The sequence below is a fragment of the Campylobacter concisus genome (assembly GCF_050447505.1).
Lineage (GTDB): Bacteria > Campylobacterota > Campylobacteria > Campylobacterales > Campylobacteraceae > Campylobacter_A > Campylobacter_A concisus_BP.
In genome coordinates, this window is sequence record NZ_JALMFZ010000001.1 from 1,094,808 (window position 1) to 1,110,142 (window position 15,335).

Here is a 15,335-nt window from a genome sequence, read left to right on the forward strand (position 1 = left end):
GATTATATGCCCCAAAAGATTAAATTACAATAAACTTTTTTGGATTTTACTCTTAAATTTAAACCCTAACATCAACCTTTTTGTAAAATTTATCCCTCTCATCTATCTTTTCTATATTTTTTAGATCGTTTTCAAGGTAGCTGATATTATAAATTTCTCTTGCGGATATGCTTTTGCCACTATTTAGGCTGATTAAAAATTTACTTTCAAATTTATTTGATAGGTTGATGATAGCGATCGCACCAGCATCTTTTAGGCTTGTGATCTTGCCATTTTGCATGACGCCGATATCTTTGAAATTTAGGCTATTTAGCTGTGCATTATCCATCTTTTTCGTCTCTAAATTTACACTAGTTTTTAGCTCACTTGGTGTATTTAGCTTGCCAGTGTCATTGTAAAGCTCATTTACGTCTAGCTCTCTGCCACTATCAAATTTTAATCTTATTGTGCCATCTTGATTTAGCTTCATAGCTATGACGCTATCGCTATCTCGCAGTGCAGTGGCAGCTGTGGCTTCATTTGTAGTAAAAGCCTTTTTTACCTTTTTTAGATTTGAGATGCTAAAATCAAGCCCAGTTGCTTGCTTAAATTCATTTTCCATTGCGATCATTTTGGCTGATTTTGTATCTTTGAGCTTTGATATGTAAGCGTCTGTATTTTCGTCAAATTTCTTTAAATTAGCGCTAAGATTTTCTATCGTCTTTTCATGCGCATCAAGCTCAGTGTTGTAGTCACTATAAAATTTCATAAAACTATCTTTTTGAAATTTTGTGTATGAGAAATTTTCATCTTTTTTGTGCTCTTTGCTTGGCTCGATGATCGGGTTAAACTCGCTTAGTCTTGCGCTCTCATCAAAGCCTATTTTTGTGTAAGCGAAATTTTTAAAAGAGCTATCCTTACCAAAGATATTATTGTGCCTTAGATCGACCCAGCCGTCATTTTGAGCATATTTTTTAAAGAAATTATTTATGTCATTTTTGCCTATCTTTTCATATCTATTTTCGGCAGCAAACAAGGTATTTGGATCTGAGGCGTAGTAGGAGTGTCTGTGATCGATCTCTTTTGTATCTACGTAAAGATCGGGATTGTTTGTGATCACCGCTTTATGATTTAGCTCTTCTCTTGTTATTTGGTTGTGATTTATGACATTTGTGCTGATAAACTGCCTAAGATCAACTCTAGCCGTGACGTCACTTAAATTTGCTATTTTTTCATTTCCGTCTTTGTCGTATCCTCTTACTTTTAACTTGTCAAAGAGCATATCTTTTTGATCTAGTGTGCCGTCATTATTACTATCAAAGCTAAAAAGTGCGCTGTTATTTTCTAGCTTTCCAACGCCTAGCTCATCATTATCGCCATAAATGTCTAAAAAGACTTCCACTTCACCATAATTTGTTTTTAGAGTGTTTGAGCGGGCGTAGTCGTTTAAATTTTTAAATTTTGTATTTTCTAAGTAGCCACTTTTTAAGACAGGTAGCATGGCGGCATCATCTGTGGTGTTTATATTTTTAAAGTAGGCGTTTTTGCTAAAGCCATTAGAAAGTTCGTCTGAGTAAATTTTGTTGTTGCTGTTTGTTAAATTTTGCGAGTAATCTTTTAAAATTTCTTCTGCTTTTTGTGTTGCTAGATATTTGTTGTATTCTTTGATATCAGCCTCAGTTATGTAGATGGTATCTGTTTTATTTGTTTCATAAAGTTCGTTAAACTGGCTTAAATTTACTTTTGAACAATTGTGATCGCTATGATTTAAAAAACTTTTGGAGAGATTTTGCAAATCATTTAAATTTATAAAATCATACTTTTGCTGTGCAACATTCATCTAAAATCCTTTTAAAGATGTTGCACTTAGTATCGGTTAAATTTATAAAATGTTTAAGTTCATAATGGTGCCCGAGGTCGGACTCGAACCGACACAAGGTTGCCCTTATCAGATTTTGAGTCTGACGCGTCTACCAGTTTCACCACTCGGGCTAAGTTAAGATTGATATTTTAGATTTGTGAGAAGAAAGAAAAAGGGGAGACTTGCTCCCCGAAAAAGAAAATTATTTCTTTTTACCTTTTTTAGCAGCGCCAGCAGCAACTGCTTCTTTAAGTTTTTTGCCAACTTTGAATTTGACTGCTTTGCTAGCAGGAACGTCGATTACTTTTTTAGTTCCAGGAACTCTAGCTTTCCTTGCAGCTCTGTCAGCAGTACCGAAAGTACCAAAGCCTATAAAGCTAATTGTATCGCCTTTTTCAAGAACCGCTTGGATTGTCTCCAAAGTAGCATCAACAACTTTTAGAGTATCTTTTTTTGAAAGACCAGCCTTGTCGGCAACCGCTTGAATAAATTCAGCTTTTTTCATGAACCATCCTTTTAAGAAGTTATGCGGCAATTCTACACTCTTTTAAAAAAAAATACAATACTTTTTCCCTAAATTTAGCTCTTTTTTTGCATTTTTTTAGTAAAAAAGACCAAATTTTGAACTCTCACTCACAAATTTCAAACGTAAGCTCGTTTTTTAGCCCTATCTTTTTCATATCTACAAGCTTTAAATTTTCAAAATTTAAACCCATTAGTTCATCTTTGCTTGTCACTTTAGCATTTGCGATCTGGCGCAAAACCTCACCTCTATAAGCTTTTGCATGGTGGCTTAGTATCTTTTTGTTTTTTAAAAAGCAAAATGTCGTAAATTCTTTTCTTACCACATAAAATTTCTCATAAAATTTAGCTCTAAGATCTAAAATTTCATCATTTTCTAAAAAACGATCGACTGCCTTGCTAAAATTTTGCTCATAAAATTTACAAATATCAAAGCCAGCTAGCTTTTCACCTTGCTTTAGTTTGTATTCAGCTATCCCATCTTTTGCTAAAATTGGCCCAAATAAATTTGAAAATATCAAAACATTATTATCTATATATTTTTGAGCATCATCGCTTAGTCCGCGGTAGTTTAGGTGCTTGTAGGCAACGCCGTCATATCTTAAGATAGCTTTTATACTGCCTTTTTTAGATAGACTTTCTCGCAGCTGCTTGCTCTCTTCAAGCTCTTTTAGTCCAAAAAGCTTTTTTATCTCGTCTAAATTTGCGCTTTTTAAAAACTCATCATATTTATTTAAAATTTCAGCCCTTTTGCTAAAAAGCTTGGGAAATATCAAATTTTTTCCATCAAATTTATCACTTGTGTTTAGAGAAATTTTGCTTTCGCTTGGTGAGAAGAGGATTTTTAACGCCATTTTCTTTCCTATTTTATATATGTAAATTTTGGCAGATTATACAATAAAACTTTTTTGCACTAAAAAAAATCAAATTTTCACCGATATATCAAAAAGCGGAATTATTCTTGCTTAGAGTGAATAAAAATTTAGGGAAAAATTATGAGAATTACAAATCAACTACGTTTTAGTCAGACTTTGCACGACTATCAAAAAAATATGGTTGGCGTAAATAAGAGCTACCAGCAGCTCTCAAATGGACTTAAAATCCAAGATCCATACGACGGTGCTGCGGTTTATAACGATGCTATGAGGCTTGATTATGAAGCGACCACTCTCACTCAAGTGGCTGATGCTACTGGTAAGTCAGTAAATTTTGCAAAAAACACAGACAATGCACTGAAAGAATTTGAAAAACAGCTTGAAAATTTTAAAACTAAAGTCGTTCAAGCAGCTAGCGACGTGCATAGCACAACCTCTCTTGAAGCTTTAGCAAACGACCTTCAGGGCATCAAAAACCACCTTGTAAATATCGCAAATACCTCTATAAATGGGCAGTTTTTATTCTCAGGAAGTGCTGTGGATACTAAGCCGATAGATGGCTCAGGCAAATATCAAGGCAACCGCGACTATATGAAAACTTCAGCTGGCGCGCAGGTTGAGCTACCTTACAACATCCCTGGATTTGATCTATTTTTAGGAAAAGATGGCGACTATAATAAAATTTTAACAACAAACGTGATGCTAGCTGATCAAACCAGAATTGACATCGCTTATGCGCCAAAATATCTTGACGAAAATAGTAAGATAAAAAATATGATCGGTCTAAACTACGCAAGCGACTCAGTCGTGGGCAGTGACGGCTCTTATAAAGGCACGATCGAGCCAGATTTCGACTTTTTGGATACTTCAAATGTAAATTTCCCCGACACATACTTTTTCATGCAGGGCAAAAAGCCAGACGGCACGACATTTACAAGTAAATTTAAGATGAGTGCCGATACATCAATGGCTGGTTTGATGGAGAAGATCGGTATGGAATTTGGCAACACAAAGACGACAAAAGTTGTCGATGTGAGCATAAATAACGATGGACAATTTAACATAAAAGACCTCACAAAAGGCAATCAAACGATAGACTTTCACATGGTAGCAGCTACTTCTGTGGCGGCAAATCGTGGTGCAATAGCTCCAAACAATACACTTGATACGATAAATTCGCTACAAAGTCTTGAAAATATGGCAAATGCTGTGCCAAAAACGGTTCATATAACTGAATTTACAAAGAGTAAATACCTTGATAAAGATGGAAATTTAACAAACGCATTTGACTATGACAAGGTTAGATTTGAGCGAAAAGACAATGAACTAGTAGCAAATTTACCTCAAGTAGCTAGAAGAACAGGCGAGTTTGCAACTGATCAGACAAAGCTAAGCGAGGTTTCTGGCACGAAAGAGAGCTACAATAGAAATTTATACCCAAAAGATGTCGATGCTAGAAAGAGAGAGCTTTACAATATAGATAATCAAGAGATAGGTCTTCAAGTAAAATCAATCACTGGCACAATGTATGACATCAAAGTAAAAATGGGCGAAGCAGGTGGCGTAAATACCCCAGTGCAGTTTCAAATAACATCTACAACTGCTGCTGGCGTGGTATCTCCAACTAGAAATTTGACCGTCTATAACTCAGATGAATTTGGTAGCTACAGAACCTACGCAAGCGACTTTACATATCGTCAGCTAATGGATATCGTAGCGATGGCTGCAAGCGATAATATCCCTGATCCTCAAAACGTAGAAAATGCAAATTTTGATACAGATATCGAAAAGGTAAGAAGAGATCAAAACTATAACGCCTATAAAGAGGCTTTATCAAAGACTAAAGGCGCAGTAGAGGTAAATTTAGATGATAAAGGCAGGATGGTTTTAACTGACAAGACAAAATCTGTCACAAATATAGAGCTAACCATGTATGATGCGAAAAATGGAGATATATTTGACGGAGATAGCACTGGCATGAACACCGCTGGCGCTGCAAGTCATCCTCAAGGAAAGGGCTCTGTTTTTAGCTTTAACGAAAACAATGCTTTAACTATCGATGAGCCAAGCACAAGCGTCTTTCAAGACCTTGATGATATGATATTTGCCGTTAGAAATGGCTACTACAGAGCAGACGCTAACAATCACGACCCACGAAATACAGGCATGCAAGGCGCTTTAAAAAGGCTTGATCACTTGGTGGATCATGCAAATAAAGAGCTTACAAAGATCGGCTCTCAAACCAAGCTTTTGACATCGACAAAAGAGCGCGCAGAGATAATGAAAGTAAATGTGCTAACTGTTAAAAATGACGTCATAGACGCAGACTATGCAGAGTCATACCTTAAATTTACACAGCTTTCACTCTCATATCAAGCTACTCTTCAAGCAAGCGCTAAGATAAATCAACTAAGCTTGCTAAACTACCTAAACTAAAATGATAAATCAGCAGGCCTAGCTTGCTGATTTTTTAAAAATTAAACTCAAGCGTGCTATAATAAGCCTTTTTAACAAAAGGATCTAAAATTTTAAGACATATATTATTTACTATTTTTGTTTGTTTTTTTATATATTTTGGTATCGCTACGGCTGCTCCGACTGCTGATTTTGTAGGCTCACTTGGACAAAGCCTTGGCGTTTTTAATATTAAATATTTTGGCCTTATCGCCTATGTTTATCCATTTTTACTTATCGTTTTAGGCTATTTTGTATATAAAAATTTTAAGAAATTTGACTTTGATTTTGCTCAGTTTGTAGTTGGGATTTTTCTATTTTTTATCGCATTTTTGATGTTTCAAGCCCTCACAACATCTGGAGCAAATAGTGGCATGATAGGCGGCTTTATAGTCTCAGCGCTAAAAGAAGTCATCGGCGCTATCGGCACTGCGGTTGCTATACTTATGATATTTATCATCTCACTTGGACTTGCTTTTAGAGAAAATTTTATCATCGTTTTAAGAAAGGCTTTCGTAGATAAAGAGCCAAATGGCTATGAGGAAAAAAGTAGAAGCGTAAAAGAGGTAAGGGCAAGGCAGATACCAAAGATAGAGCGCAAAAAGCCAAAAGCCGAAGAGACAAAAGAAGAAGAGCTTATAGATGCTCAGGTGCTAAATGATGATGAGCCAAATTTAGAGAGCGAGCCAGAATTTGAGCCAGAGCCAGAGATGGAGCCAGCACAAGAGAGCAGACCTGCAACCATAGGCGGGGTTGAAATTTTAAACGAAGTGGCTGAAAATAAAAAACTTCTTGATCAGATAGAGCGCGGCAAGGTCGAAAAGCCAAAAGACTTTGTCCTGCCGCCACTTAAATTTCTAAACGACCCTCCAAAGCGCTCGCACAATATAAATGAGGCAGAGATCGACCAGCAAATTTCAAATTTACTCGATAAGCTACGTAAATTTAAGATAGATGGTGACGTGGTGCGAACCTACACCGGACCTATCGTCACGACATTTGAGTTTCGCCCAGCCCCACACATCAAAGTGAGTAAAATCCTCACTTTGCAAGATGACTTAGCGATGGCACTAAAGGCTCAAACTATCCGTATCCAAGCGCCGATCCCTGGCAAAGACGTCGTTGGTATCGAGGTGCCAAATCAAAATTTAGAGACGATCTATCTAAAAGAAATTTTAGAAAGTGAAGTCTTTAAAAATGCGAGCAGTCCGCTAACCATGGCTCTTGGCAAAGATATAGTGGGCGCTCCTTTTGTGACTGACCTTAAAAAGCTCCCACATTTGCTAATCGCTGGCACAACAGGATCTGGCAAGAGCGTGGGTATAAATGCGATGCTTTTAAGCTTGCTTTATAGAAACAGCCCACAAACTTTGCGCCTAATGATGATCGATCCAAAGATGCTTGAGTTTAGCATATATAACGACATCCCGCACCTTTTGACGCCTGTTATCACAGAGGCTAAAAAGGCGATCACAGCGCTTTCAAATATGGTCGCTGAGATGGAGCGAAGATATAAGATAATGAGCCAAACTCGCACAAAAAATATAGAGAGCTATAACGAAAAGATGAAGAGCGAGGGCGGCGAGCAGTTCCCATACATCGTCGTGATCATCGATGAGCTAGCCGATCTTATGATGACTAGCGGCAAGGACGTGGAGCTTTACATCGGACGTCTAGCACAGATGGCAAGGGCTAGTGGCATACACTTGATAGTAGCGACCCAGCGTCCAAGTGTCGACGTCGTGACTGGTCTTATAAAGGCAAATTTACCAAGCAGGATAAGCTACAGAGTAGGGCAGAGGATCGATAGTAAGGTCATCTTAGATCAAATGGGAGCTGAAAGCTTGCTAGGACGAGGAGATATGCTATTTACGCCTCCTGGAAGTCCTGGAGTGATCAGATTGCATGCGCCATTTGCGAGCGAAAAAGAGATAGAAACAATCGTAAATTTCTTAAAAGAGCAACAAGATGTGATCTATGACGAGAAATTTCTAGCAGAGGAGAGCTCTAGCGCAGGCTCGGCTGCTGGTGCGCTAGGCGAAGAAGAGCTTGATGAGCTTTATGAAGAGGCAAAAGAGATCATTTTAAGCGAGCAAAAAACATCGATCAGCTACCTGCAAAGACGCTTGAAAATAGGCTACAACAAAGCTGCAAATATAATTGAGCAGATGGAAAAAATGGGCGTTTTAAGCCCAGTTAACGCAAAAGGCCAAAGAGAAATTTTGGTCTGAATTTATATAGCAATGTAAAGATAAAGGAATAAAAATGTTTAAAATTGGAGTTCTCATTTGTATTCCTTTTTCAATGCTAGATTTTACCTTTGCTCAAGATATCAATACGAGTAATGTAGAGAAAAACTCAACATCTATGCTAAAAACTCTAAAGCAGATGAGCATACCTTTTTCTGGCAATGAGTACGAGATAGAGAATTTATCCAAGCTAGATGATAAGATGCTAGCGGCAGTGAAAGCATCATTGTCAAACCAAACTGCATTATATGATGCCATCAAGGGCGATCTAAATAAAGATGGCGTAGAGGATGTAGTTGTGGTAACTCAAGAAACTTTTAAGGATAAATTTTTACCTTTTAGTGATGGTTGTGATGAGAGCACCAAGGACGATAAATGGTGTCAAATAGTAAATAAAAATCGTCGTGGTGTCGTGATCTTGCTCTCAAATGGCGACAAATATGAGGCTGTAGTAACTAAGAGAGATATCTTTGAGAGCCCAAATGAAGATGGTGGAGCTTATTTTCCACCATAGCTTGTAGTAGAGATAAAAAATAGCGAACTAAAATTTTTCTATAATTATGGCAAGTACGGATACTGGGAATATGTTTTTGCATTAGATGGAAAAGATTTCAAGCTTGTAAGGTATTTTAGTAGTGATAACAATGGTCCTAAACCAGAGCATATAGTGCAAATGGACTTTGTAAATCATAGGTTGGATAAAAGTGCAAATTTGCTATACCCTGGCAATAAAGAGTATAAGAGATACGAAGAGTGTATAGAAAAGTAAAAATCTTTATATGATGTGCAAGAAGATGAGGAACATTTATTAGAAAAACTTACGAACTAAAAACACAAAAATTCTACTCTCAGAAGTTAAAAAGGTTGATTATATAGATGGTCGTTGGCTGGATGATTTGCAAAATTCAAAGCAGTTAGAAAAAAATTTTGAAGATTGATTTTTGGAGTGAATATCCGGGTGATAGTGAAGATGAACTTGCTAGATGTGTCGCGGATAAGATATAAAAAGCCTTGTGCTGATTTAAATTTATCTACTAAATTTGATGGTTAATGAAATTTTACAAATTAAAATTATCGTTAAAAATTTTAAAATAAAATTTTAAAATAGCTAAAAATATAATCAAAAATATTTAAACTCTTTATGAAACAAATTCGCATAACGTGCTAATTGATACCTAAAAGAGTTATATCATGACTACAAAAAAGCAATGCTCTTGATGTTAACGAAATAAATTTGACACTTTTAATTAGCCTTATGATAACTGCAAAGACCTACCACTTGATAAGTGTCCTATAACCCACCTAAATATTGATAGTAGCAGTAGGATGTGGGGGTCAGTAAAAGAGTTTTTAGGATATAAGGGAGATGATAGTGCTCACGGACTTTACGTATTACGCCATACGGTGGCTTCTAGGTTAGTGAGTTTGAAGGGATTTAATGCTCATAAACTGATGGCTTTTATGGGTCACACAGATATTAAAAGTAGCCTGCATTACGTGCATCTAAATGTTGATGATATACGTGATGGTGTGGGAGTTGGTGTTTGGTTAAAAGGTGGTAAAAGTCCTTGGTATTTGGTTGCGGAGGACGGATTTGAACCGCCGACCTTCGGGTTATGAGCCCGACGAGCTACCACTGCTCTACTCCGCGATAAGAGTTATTTGGGATTTTTAAAATGTGGATGGGGTAAGAGGATTCGAACCTCTGAATGACTGGACCAAAACCAGTTGCCTTACCGCTTGGCGATACCCCAATGTTTTTAAGAGTTGTAATTATATAGACTTTAATGCCATTTGTCAAGGTTTTTTAAAAAAATATGTAAATTTATTTTATTTTTCAAAGTAGCTTTTTTAAAATTTAAAAATAAATAAAATACTTTTGTAACGTATAAAATTTAACTATAACTTTTAAAACCCATGCGAAAATTTACATGGGTTTATCTACTTTTATGCCAAAAGCTCTTTTGCGATCATGCTTATGCGTTTTGCTTCAGCGCTCGCTCCGATCTCATCTTTTGCCATTTTCATCACAGCGCCTAAATTTTTACCAACCTTTTCAATTATGCTTTTTATTTTCTCTTTTAGCTCATCATCACTTAGCTGAGCTGGTAGATATGCTTTGATCAGCTCGATCTCACTCTGCTCTTTTTTAGCTAGGTCCTCTCTTGCTCCCTTTAGATAGAGCTCAACCGAGTCAGCTCTCTTTTTGATCTCTTTTTGAAGTAGCGGAAGCACGACCTCATCGGTCATCTCGATCCTTTGATCGACTTCAACCTGCTTAAGTGCTGCATTTAGCGTTCTTAAGGTGTCTCTTTTAAACTCATCTTTTGCTTTCATAGCCTCTTTTATGTCGGCTAAAATTTGCTCTCTTATGCTCATTTTATCTCCTTTAAATTTTTGAAATAATAACTAAAATTTTGTGATAATTTCTTGAAATATGCCTTTTAAATAAGCCGTCCCTACGCCCTCTCTAAGCCCATCGTCTATTACTATAAATTTCGCTTTTTGCCCGTTTAGTAGCTCTTTTAAGAGCAGTGTCCCAGCGATGAGCGGATACTTTCTGCTTCTTCCAACCGCCACGTCAGCGCTTTTGTCATCCATCTTTAAAAGCTCATTTACAAACCAAGCAAGATCGTCATTTTTAAGCTCATATCCGCTCACTTTTTTTGGATCATAGTTCTCGTAGTTTAGCCCAAGTTTTAGTGCTGCGATGGTGGTCGGCACACCAGAAGTTAGCACGATAAGTCTATTGTCAAGGCTTGTTAGAAATTCCCTTGCCTCTTTTGTATAAATTTTTGCATTTTCTTGCATCAGATCAAGCGCTTTAAACCTCTCGTAAAAGGTGATGATGCCAAATTTAAAGCTTATAAATTTTCCATCTTCGCCTATCTCTGAGCTTGCACCGCCGATGTCGATGATGCCAAATTTATCATTTATGCGAAGCTTTCTTAGGGCATTTTGCACGCCTAAAAATGTAAGTTTCGCTTCAGCTTGCCCATCAATGATATGAAAATTTATGCCAAATTTCTCTCTTATCTCACTAAAAATTTCTTCGCTATTTGATGCCACCCTAAAAGCTTCAGTCGCAACTGCCACACATTTAAATTTAGTAAAGTCAAATTTGCTTTTAGCCTCCACTATCGCTTCAAAAAGCCTATTTTTAGCCTCCAAGCCTATCTTGCCACTTTCGTTTAAGCCTCTTGCAGCTCCAACTATCTTTTCATAAATTTGCTCGTTGCTAAAGCCATTTTGCTCTTTTTTTATAAGTGCCACGCGAAAGGTGTTTGAGCCAAGATCGATCGCTATAACCAAAATTTATCCTTAAAATTTTTGCCAAATTCTAACATATGATAATTTAGTATCATTTAAAGTGAGAAAATTCTAAAAACTTTAATAATTTTCAAGATATAATTTTGCTAAAAACTCTTACAAGGGGGCTTGATTGCTTCGAGATAACTTCTTGGCGTTAGTTATTTTTGCGATTTGCAGCGTTGGATTTTTCGTTTGGGGCTATCAATACATACCGACAAATAACTACTTTTTATTCTTAATCGCTGGTATGTTTGGTCTTTTTATGGCGTTTAATATCGGCGGAAATGACGTTGCAAACAGCTTTGGCACAAGCGTCGGCGCAAAAACACTCACACTAAAACAAGCTCTCGTTATCGCCGCCATTTTTGAGCTTAGCGGCGCGATATTCGCAGGATCTGAGGTTACAAATACCATTAGAAACGAGATAGTGAAATTTCCAAGCGACATAAACCCGATGAAATTTGTCATCATCATGATCTCAGCCCTTCTAAGCTCTGGTCTTTGGCTATTTTATGCGTCCAAAAAAGGTCTGCCAGTCTCGACCACACACTCTATCGTAGGCGGCATCGTAGGTGCTGGACTTGCCATGGGTTTTATGATAAAAGATCCTGAGCCACTTAATATGGTCTCTTGGGGTGAGATCGGCAGGATCGCCGTTAGCTGGGTCATCTCACCACTGCTTGGTGGCGTGATGTCTTATATTATATTTGGCTACGTAAAGAGCAAAATAATCGAGCCAACGCACGAACTAAAGACAAATTTAAAAGCGCTAAAAGCTGAGAGAAAAGCCTATAAAGAAAGCTTTATAAAAGCGCTTAAAACAAAGCCAGCTGAGGAGCAGATAGCCACTCTTTCAAAGATCGCAGTTATCGATGAGGACGAGATCGAAACCACTGAATACAGCGAGTACCGCTCAAAAATTCGCATCATGAAAGATAGCGAAAAAGAGATAGATACCTTTAAAGCTATGAAAAAGCACATCCCGATCATCGCTGGATTTGCCGCAATGGTCATCTCATCAATGATGCTTTTTAAAGGGCTAGAGCATATAAATTTAGCCTTTAGCATCATCCAAACAGTCTGGATCATCTTCGTCATCGGCGCACTAGCGTATCTTGCAAGCCTTGCTATCATAAACGTCATGAGCAAAAACGATAGCGAAAAGAGCATCAATAGAATTTTCTCATGGTTTCAAATTTTTACCGCTTCATCTTTTGCATTTTCACATGGCGCAAACGACATCGCAAACGCAGTTGGACCATTTGCTGCTGTGCTTGACGTGCTAAAAACTGGCTCTATAAACGAAAGCTCACCCATACCAAGCATCGCAATGGTAACCTTTGGCATCTCGCTTGTCGTTGGACTCTGGTTTTTAGGCAAAGAAGTGATCACAACTATTGGCTCAAAACTAGCCGAAATTTTACCTACGACTGGCTTTAGCGCGGAGCTTGCCTCAAGTATCGTCATACTTCTAGCTACAAAGCTTGGCATACCAGTTAGCTCGACACATATCCTAATAGGCGCGGTTTTGGGCATTGGTATCGTAAATAAAAATGCAAACTGGAAAATGGTAAGACCTATCATCCTAGCTTGGCTCATCACGCTTCCAGCAGCTGCAATATCATCAGCTATATTTTATTTTGCTCTTGCTAAATTTCTAGGCGTTTAGAAAAACACTTTGCTTGTAAATTTAAAATTTGCAAGCAAATTTCATTTAAACTAAAATTTCTAATTTCTACGGATAAAAACTATCAGAAAAATAAAATTTTACTTACATTATTTAATAGATTAATTTATTAAAGATTAATCAATTTAGGCTAAAATACGACCATTTCAACAAAAGGACAGCTATGAAAAAAGATGTAAAAAAAGTTGTTTTAGCATACTCAGGCGGACTTGACACAAGTATTATTTTAAAGTGGCTTCAAGACGAATACAAATGCGAAGTAGTCACATTTACAGCTGACATCGGACAAGGCGAAGAGCTAGAGCCTGCACGCAAAAAAGCCCTAGCGCTTGGTGTAAAACCTGAAAATATTTTTATAGAAGACTTAAGAGAAGAATTTGTACGTGATTATGTATTTCCAATGTTTAGAGCAAACGCAGTCTATGAGGGCGAATATCTGCTTGGCACATCAATCGCGCGCCCACTAATCGCAAAACGCCAAAGCGAGATCGCAAGACTTGTTGGCGCTGATGGTGTGAGCCACGGAGCAACAGGCAAAGGCAACGACCAAGTTCGCTTTGAGCTTGGCTACTACGCACTTGGTGACAACCTAACTATCATCGCTCCATGGCGCGAGTGGGATCTAAACAGCCGTGAAAAACTTTTGGCATACGCTGAGAAAAACGGCATAGATATCACCAAAAAACCAGGCAAAAGCCCATACTCAATGGACGCAAATTTACTTCACATAAGCTATGAGGGTCTAGTGCTTGAAGACCCAAGTCACGCACCAGAAGATGATATGTGGAGATGGACAGTAAGCCCAAAAGATGCTCCAGATAAGAGCGAGATCATCGAGATTGGCTATGAAAAAGGCGATCCAGTGAGCATAAACGGCAAAAAGATGAACCCAGCTGAAATTTTAACCGAGCTAAACCGCCTTGGCGCAAAACACGGCATCGGCAGACTTGACATCGTAGAAAACCGCTCAGTTGGTATGAAGAGTCGCGGCTGCTACGAAACTCCTGGCGGCACGATAATGCTAAAAGCTCACAGAGCGATCGAGAGCATCACACTTGACCGCGGTGCAGCTCACTTAAAAGATGAGATCATGCCAAAATATGCCGAGCTAATTTACAACGGCTACTGGTGGTCACCTGAGCGAAATATGCTCCAAGCTCTTATCGACAAGAGCCAAGAGCACGTAAATGGTTCCGTGAAAGTAGAGCTTTATAAAGGCAATGTGATCATCCTTGGTAGAAATAGCAAAGATGATAATCTATTTAGTGAGGCATACTGCACATTTGAAGAAGATAGTGTTTATGATCAAAAAGATGCAGCTGGATTTATCAAACTAAATGCGCTTCGTTTCATCATCGCACGCAAAAATGGGCGAAAATTTGACTAAAAATAAAATTTAAAAGGATAAAAATGAAAGTATTATTAATAAAAGATGTAAAAGGACTTGGTAAAGCTGGCGAGATAAAAGAGGTAAAAGACGGCTACGGCAACAACTTCTTAATCGGCAAAGGCTTTGCAAAAGCTGCCACTCCAGATGTCCTTCGTCAATACGAAGCAGCTCAAAAGAGAAAGGCTGAAGAGCTAAAATATGAGATCGCAAATTTAGAAAAGCTTAAAGAAGAGCTTTCAAAAGTGACAGTCGTCGTCAAGAAAACTCTTGGCGCAAATGGCTCTCTTTTTGGCTCAGTTTCAAAAGAGGAGATCGCAGCAGAGCTTGAAAAGACGCATCATTTGGTGGTTGAGAAAAAGGCTATCGACCTAGACACTCACCTAAAAACAGTTGGTCTTTATGACGTCTCTATAAAGCTTGGACACTCTATAAATGCGACCTTAAAGGTTGATGTGCAAGGAGAGTAGATGTTTCATGCGACAACCATCCTAGCCTACAAAGGCAAAAATAAAGCGGTCATCGGCGGTGATGGACAGGTGAGCTTTGGCAATACCGTCTTAAAAGGCAATGCCGTAAAAATCCGCAAAATTCACAACGGCAAAGTCCTAGCTGGCTTTGCTGGCAGCACCGCTGATGCGTTTAATCTCTTTGATATGTTTGAGAAAAATTTAGAGCATACAAAGGGCGACTTGCTAAAGGCAGTGATAGAATTTAGCAAAGAGTGGCGCAAAGACAAGTATCTAAGAAAGCTTGAAGCGATGATGCTTGTGCTTGATAGGGATAAAATTTTCTTACTTAGTGGCACTGGAGATGTAGTAGAACCAGAAGATGGCAAGATAGCAGCTATCGGAAGCGGCGGCAACTACGCCCTTTCAGCGGCTCGTGCCCTAGATAAATTTGCCGATATCGACGAAGAGGAGCTAGTCAAAGAGAGCCTCAAGATCGCCGGCGAAATTTGCATCTATACAAATACAAACATCAAAACTTATGTTTTAGAATAAGAGAG

At 38.1% G+C, this 15,335-nt stretch carries 11 protein-coding genes, 3 tRNA genes and 2 pseudogenes; 8 read left to right on the forward strand and 8 right to left on the reverse strand.

The genetic code is table 11. The features are described from left to right. Positions 1-58 precede the first annotated feature (58 nt). The 4 genes from MTT09_RS05505 to MTT09_RS05520 all read right to left on the reverse strand — a co-directional run bounded on the left by MTT09_RS05505 (position 59) and on the right by MTT09_RS05520 (position 3,216). On the reverse strand, positions 59-1,819 hold the full coding sequence (locus MTT09_RS05505; protein WP_429803040.1) for a response regulator: 1,761 nt from the start codon (positions 1,817-1,819) through the stop codon (positions 59-61). A gap of 65 nt (positions 1,820-1,884) precedes the next feature. Continuing rightward, positions 1,885-1,971: transfer RNA gene (locus MTT09_RS05510), tRNA-Leu, on the reverse strand. A 71-nt stretch (positions 1,972-2,042) separates the two neighbouring features. Next, the gene (locus MTT09_RS05515) at positions 2,043-2,345 is read right to left on the reverse strand and encodes an HU family DNA-binding protein (protein ID WP_012001719.1); all 303 of its coding nucleotides are present in this window, start codon (positions 2,343-2,345) and stop codon (positions 2,043-2,045) included. Between the two features lie 124 nt (positions 2,346-2,469). Continuing rightward, a complete protein-coding gene (locus MTT09_RS05520; RefSeq protein ID WP_429803042.1) occupies positions 2,470-3,216 on the reverse strand; it encodes a YaaA family protein in 747 nt (248 codons plus the stop codon). A gap of 141 nt (positions 3,217-3,357) precedes the next feature. Between MTT09_RS05520 and MTT09_RS05525 the strand changes: the two genes are divergently transcribed. The 4 genes and pseudogenes from MTT09_RS05525 (at position 3,358) to MTT09_RS05540 (ending at position 8,454) form a co-directional block, all read left to right on the forward strand. Then, complete coding sequence (locus tag MTT09_RS05525) at positions 3,358-5,673, forward strand: flagellin (RefSeq protein ID WP_429803044.1); 2,316 nt, start codon at positions 3,358-3,360, stop codon at positions 5,671-5,673. 143 nt (positions 5,674-5,816) lie between these two features. After that, positions 5,817-6,173: pseudogene (locus MTT09_RS05530) on the forward strand (DNA translocase FtsK 4TM domain-containing protein); the annotation flags it as partial. 285 nt (positions 6,174-6,458) lie between these two features. Continuing rightward, positions 6,459-7,922, forward strand: a pseudogene (locus MTT09_RS05535) (DNA translocase FtsK); the annotation flags it as partial. Positions 7,923-7,956: 34 nt separating this feature from the next. Next, positions 7,957-8,454 (forward strand): hypothetical protein, encoded by a 498-nt coding sequence (locus MTT09_RS05540; protein WP_429803046.1) that lies wholly within the window; start codon positions 7,957-7,959, stop codon positions 8,452-8,454. Positions 8,455-9,516: 1,062 nt separating this feature from the next. Here MTT09_RS05540 and MTT09_RS05545 read toward each other — a convergent pair. The 4 genes from MTT09_RS05545 to MTT09_RS05560 all read right to left on the reverse strand — a co-directional run bounded on the left by MTT09_RS05545 (position 9,517) and on the right by MTT09_RS05560 (position 11,252). Further along, positions 9,517-9,591, reverse strand: a tRNA-Met gene (locus MTT09_RS05545). 28 nt (positions 9,592-9,619) lie between these two features. Further along, a tRNA-Gln gene (locus tag MTT09_RS05550) sits at positions 9,620-9,694 on the reverse strand. Positions 9,695-9,887: 193 nt separating this feature from the next. Then, positions 9,888-10,319 (reverse strand): GatB/YqeY domain-containing protein, encoded by a 432-nt coding sequence (locus tag MTT09_RS05555; RefSeq protein WP_009293851.1) that lies wholly within the window; start codon positions 10,317-10,319, stop codon positions 9,888-9,890. Positions 10,320-10,349: 30 nt separating this feature from the next. Continuing rightward, a complete protein-coding gene (locus tag MTT09_RS05560) occupies positions 10,350-11,252 on the reverse strand; it encodes a disulfide bond formation protein DsbA (RefSeq protein ID WP_429803048.1) in 903 nt (300 codons plus the stop codon). Positions 11,253-11,382: 130 nt separating this feature from the next. Between MTT09_RS05560 and MTT09_RS05565 the strand changes: the two genes are divergently transcribed. The 4 genes from MTT09_RS05565 (at position 11,383) to hslV (ending at position 15,330) form a co-directional block, all read left to right on the forward strand. Further along, a complete protein-coding gene (locus MTT09_RS05565; protein WP_021089075.1) occupies positions 11,383-12,921 on the forward strand; it encodes an inorganic phosphate transporter in 1,539 nt (512 codons plus the stop codon). 181 nt (positions 12,922-13,102) lie between these two features. Then, entirely contained in the window at positions 13,103-14,326 is a 1,224-nt protein-coding gene (locus MTT09_RS05570) for an argininosuccinate synthase (protein ID WP_087583214.1), read from the forward strand. A 23-nt stretch (positions 14,327-14,349) separates the two neighbouring features. Further along, positions 14,350-14,796: a 50S ribosomal protein L9 gene (gene rplI, locus MTT09_RS05575; RefSeq protein WP_087583215.1), complete on the forward strand. Its 447-nt coding sequence runs from the start codon at positions 14,350-14,352 to the stop codon at positions 14,794-14,796. Further along, a complete protein-coding gene (gene hslV / locus MTT09_RS05580; protein WP_002940451.1) occupies positions 14,797-15,330 on the forward strand; it encodes an ATP-dependent protease subunit HslV in 534 nt (177 codons plus the stop codon). The last annotated feature ends 5 nt before the right edge of the window (positions 15,331-15,335 follow it).

Excerpts from the sequence above, each read along its gene's own strand:
- MTT09_RS05505 (WP_429803040.1), bottom strand. The coding sequence starts at position 1,819 with ATGAATGTTGCACAGCAAAAGTATGATTTTATAAATTTAAATGATTTG.
- MTT09_RS05515 (WP_012001719.1), bottom strand. The coding sequence starts at position 2,345 with ATGAAAAAAGCTGAATTTATTCAAGCGGTTGCCGACAAGGCTGGTCTT.
- MTT09_RS05520 (WP_429803042.1), bottom strand. The coding sequence starts at position 3,216 with ATGGCGTTAAAAATCCTCTTCTCACCAAGCGAAAGCAAAATTTCTCTA.
- MTT09_RS05525 (WP_429803044.1), top strand. The coding sequence starts at position 3,358 with ATGAGAATTACAAATCAACTACGTTTTAGTCAGACTTTGCACGACTAT.
- MTT09_RS05540 (WP_429803046.1), top strand. The coding sequence starts at position 7,957 with ATGTTTAAAATTGGAGTTCTCATTTGTATTCCTTTTTCAATGCTAGAT.
- MTT09_RS05555 (WP_009293851.1), bottom strand. The coding sequence starts at position 10,319 with ATGAGCATAAGAGAGCAAATTTTAGCCGACATAAAAGAGGCTATGAAA.
- MTT09_RS05570 (WP_087583214.1), top strand. The coding sequence starts at position 13,103 with ATGAAAAAAGATGTAAAAAAAGTTGTTTTAGCATACTCAGGCGGACTT.
- rplI (WP_087583215.1), top strand. The coding sequence starts at position 14,350 with ATGAAAGTATTATTAATAAAAGATGTAAAAGGACTTGGTAAAGCTGGC.
- hslV (WP_002940451.1), top strand. The coding sequence starts at position 14,797 with ATGTTTCATGCGACAACCATCCTAGCCTACAAAGGCAAAAATAAAGCG.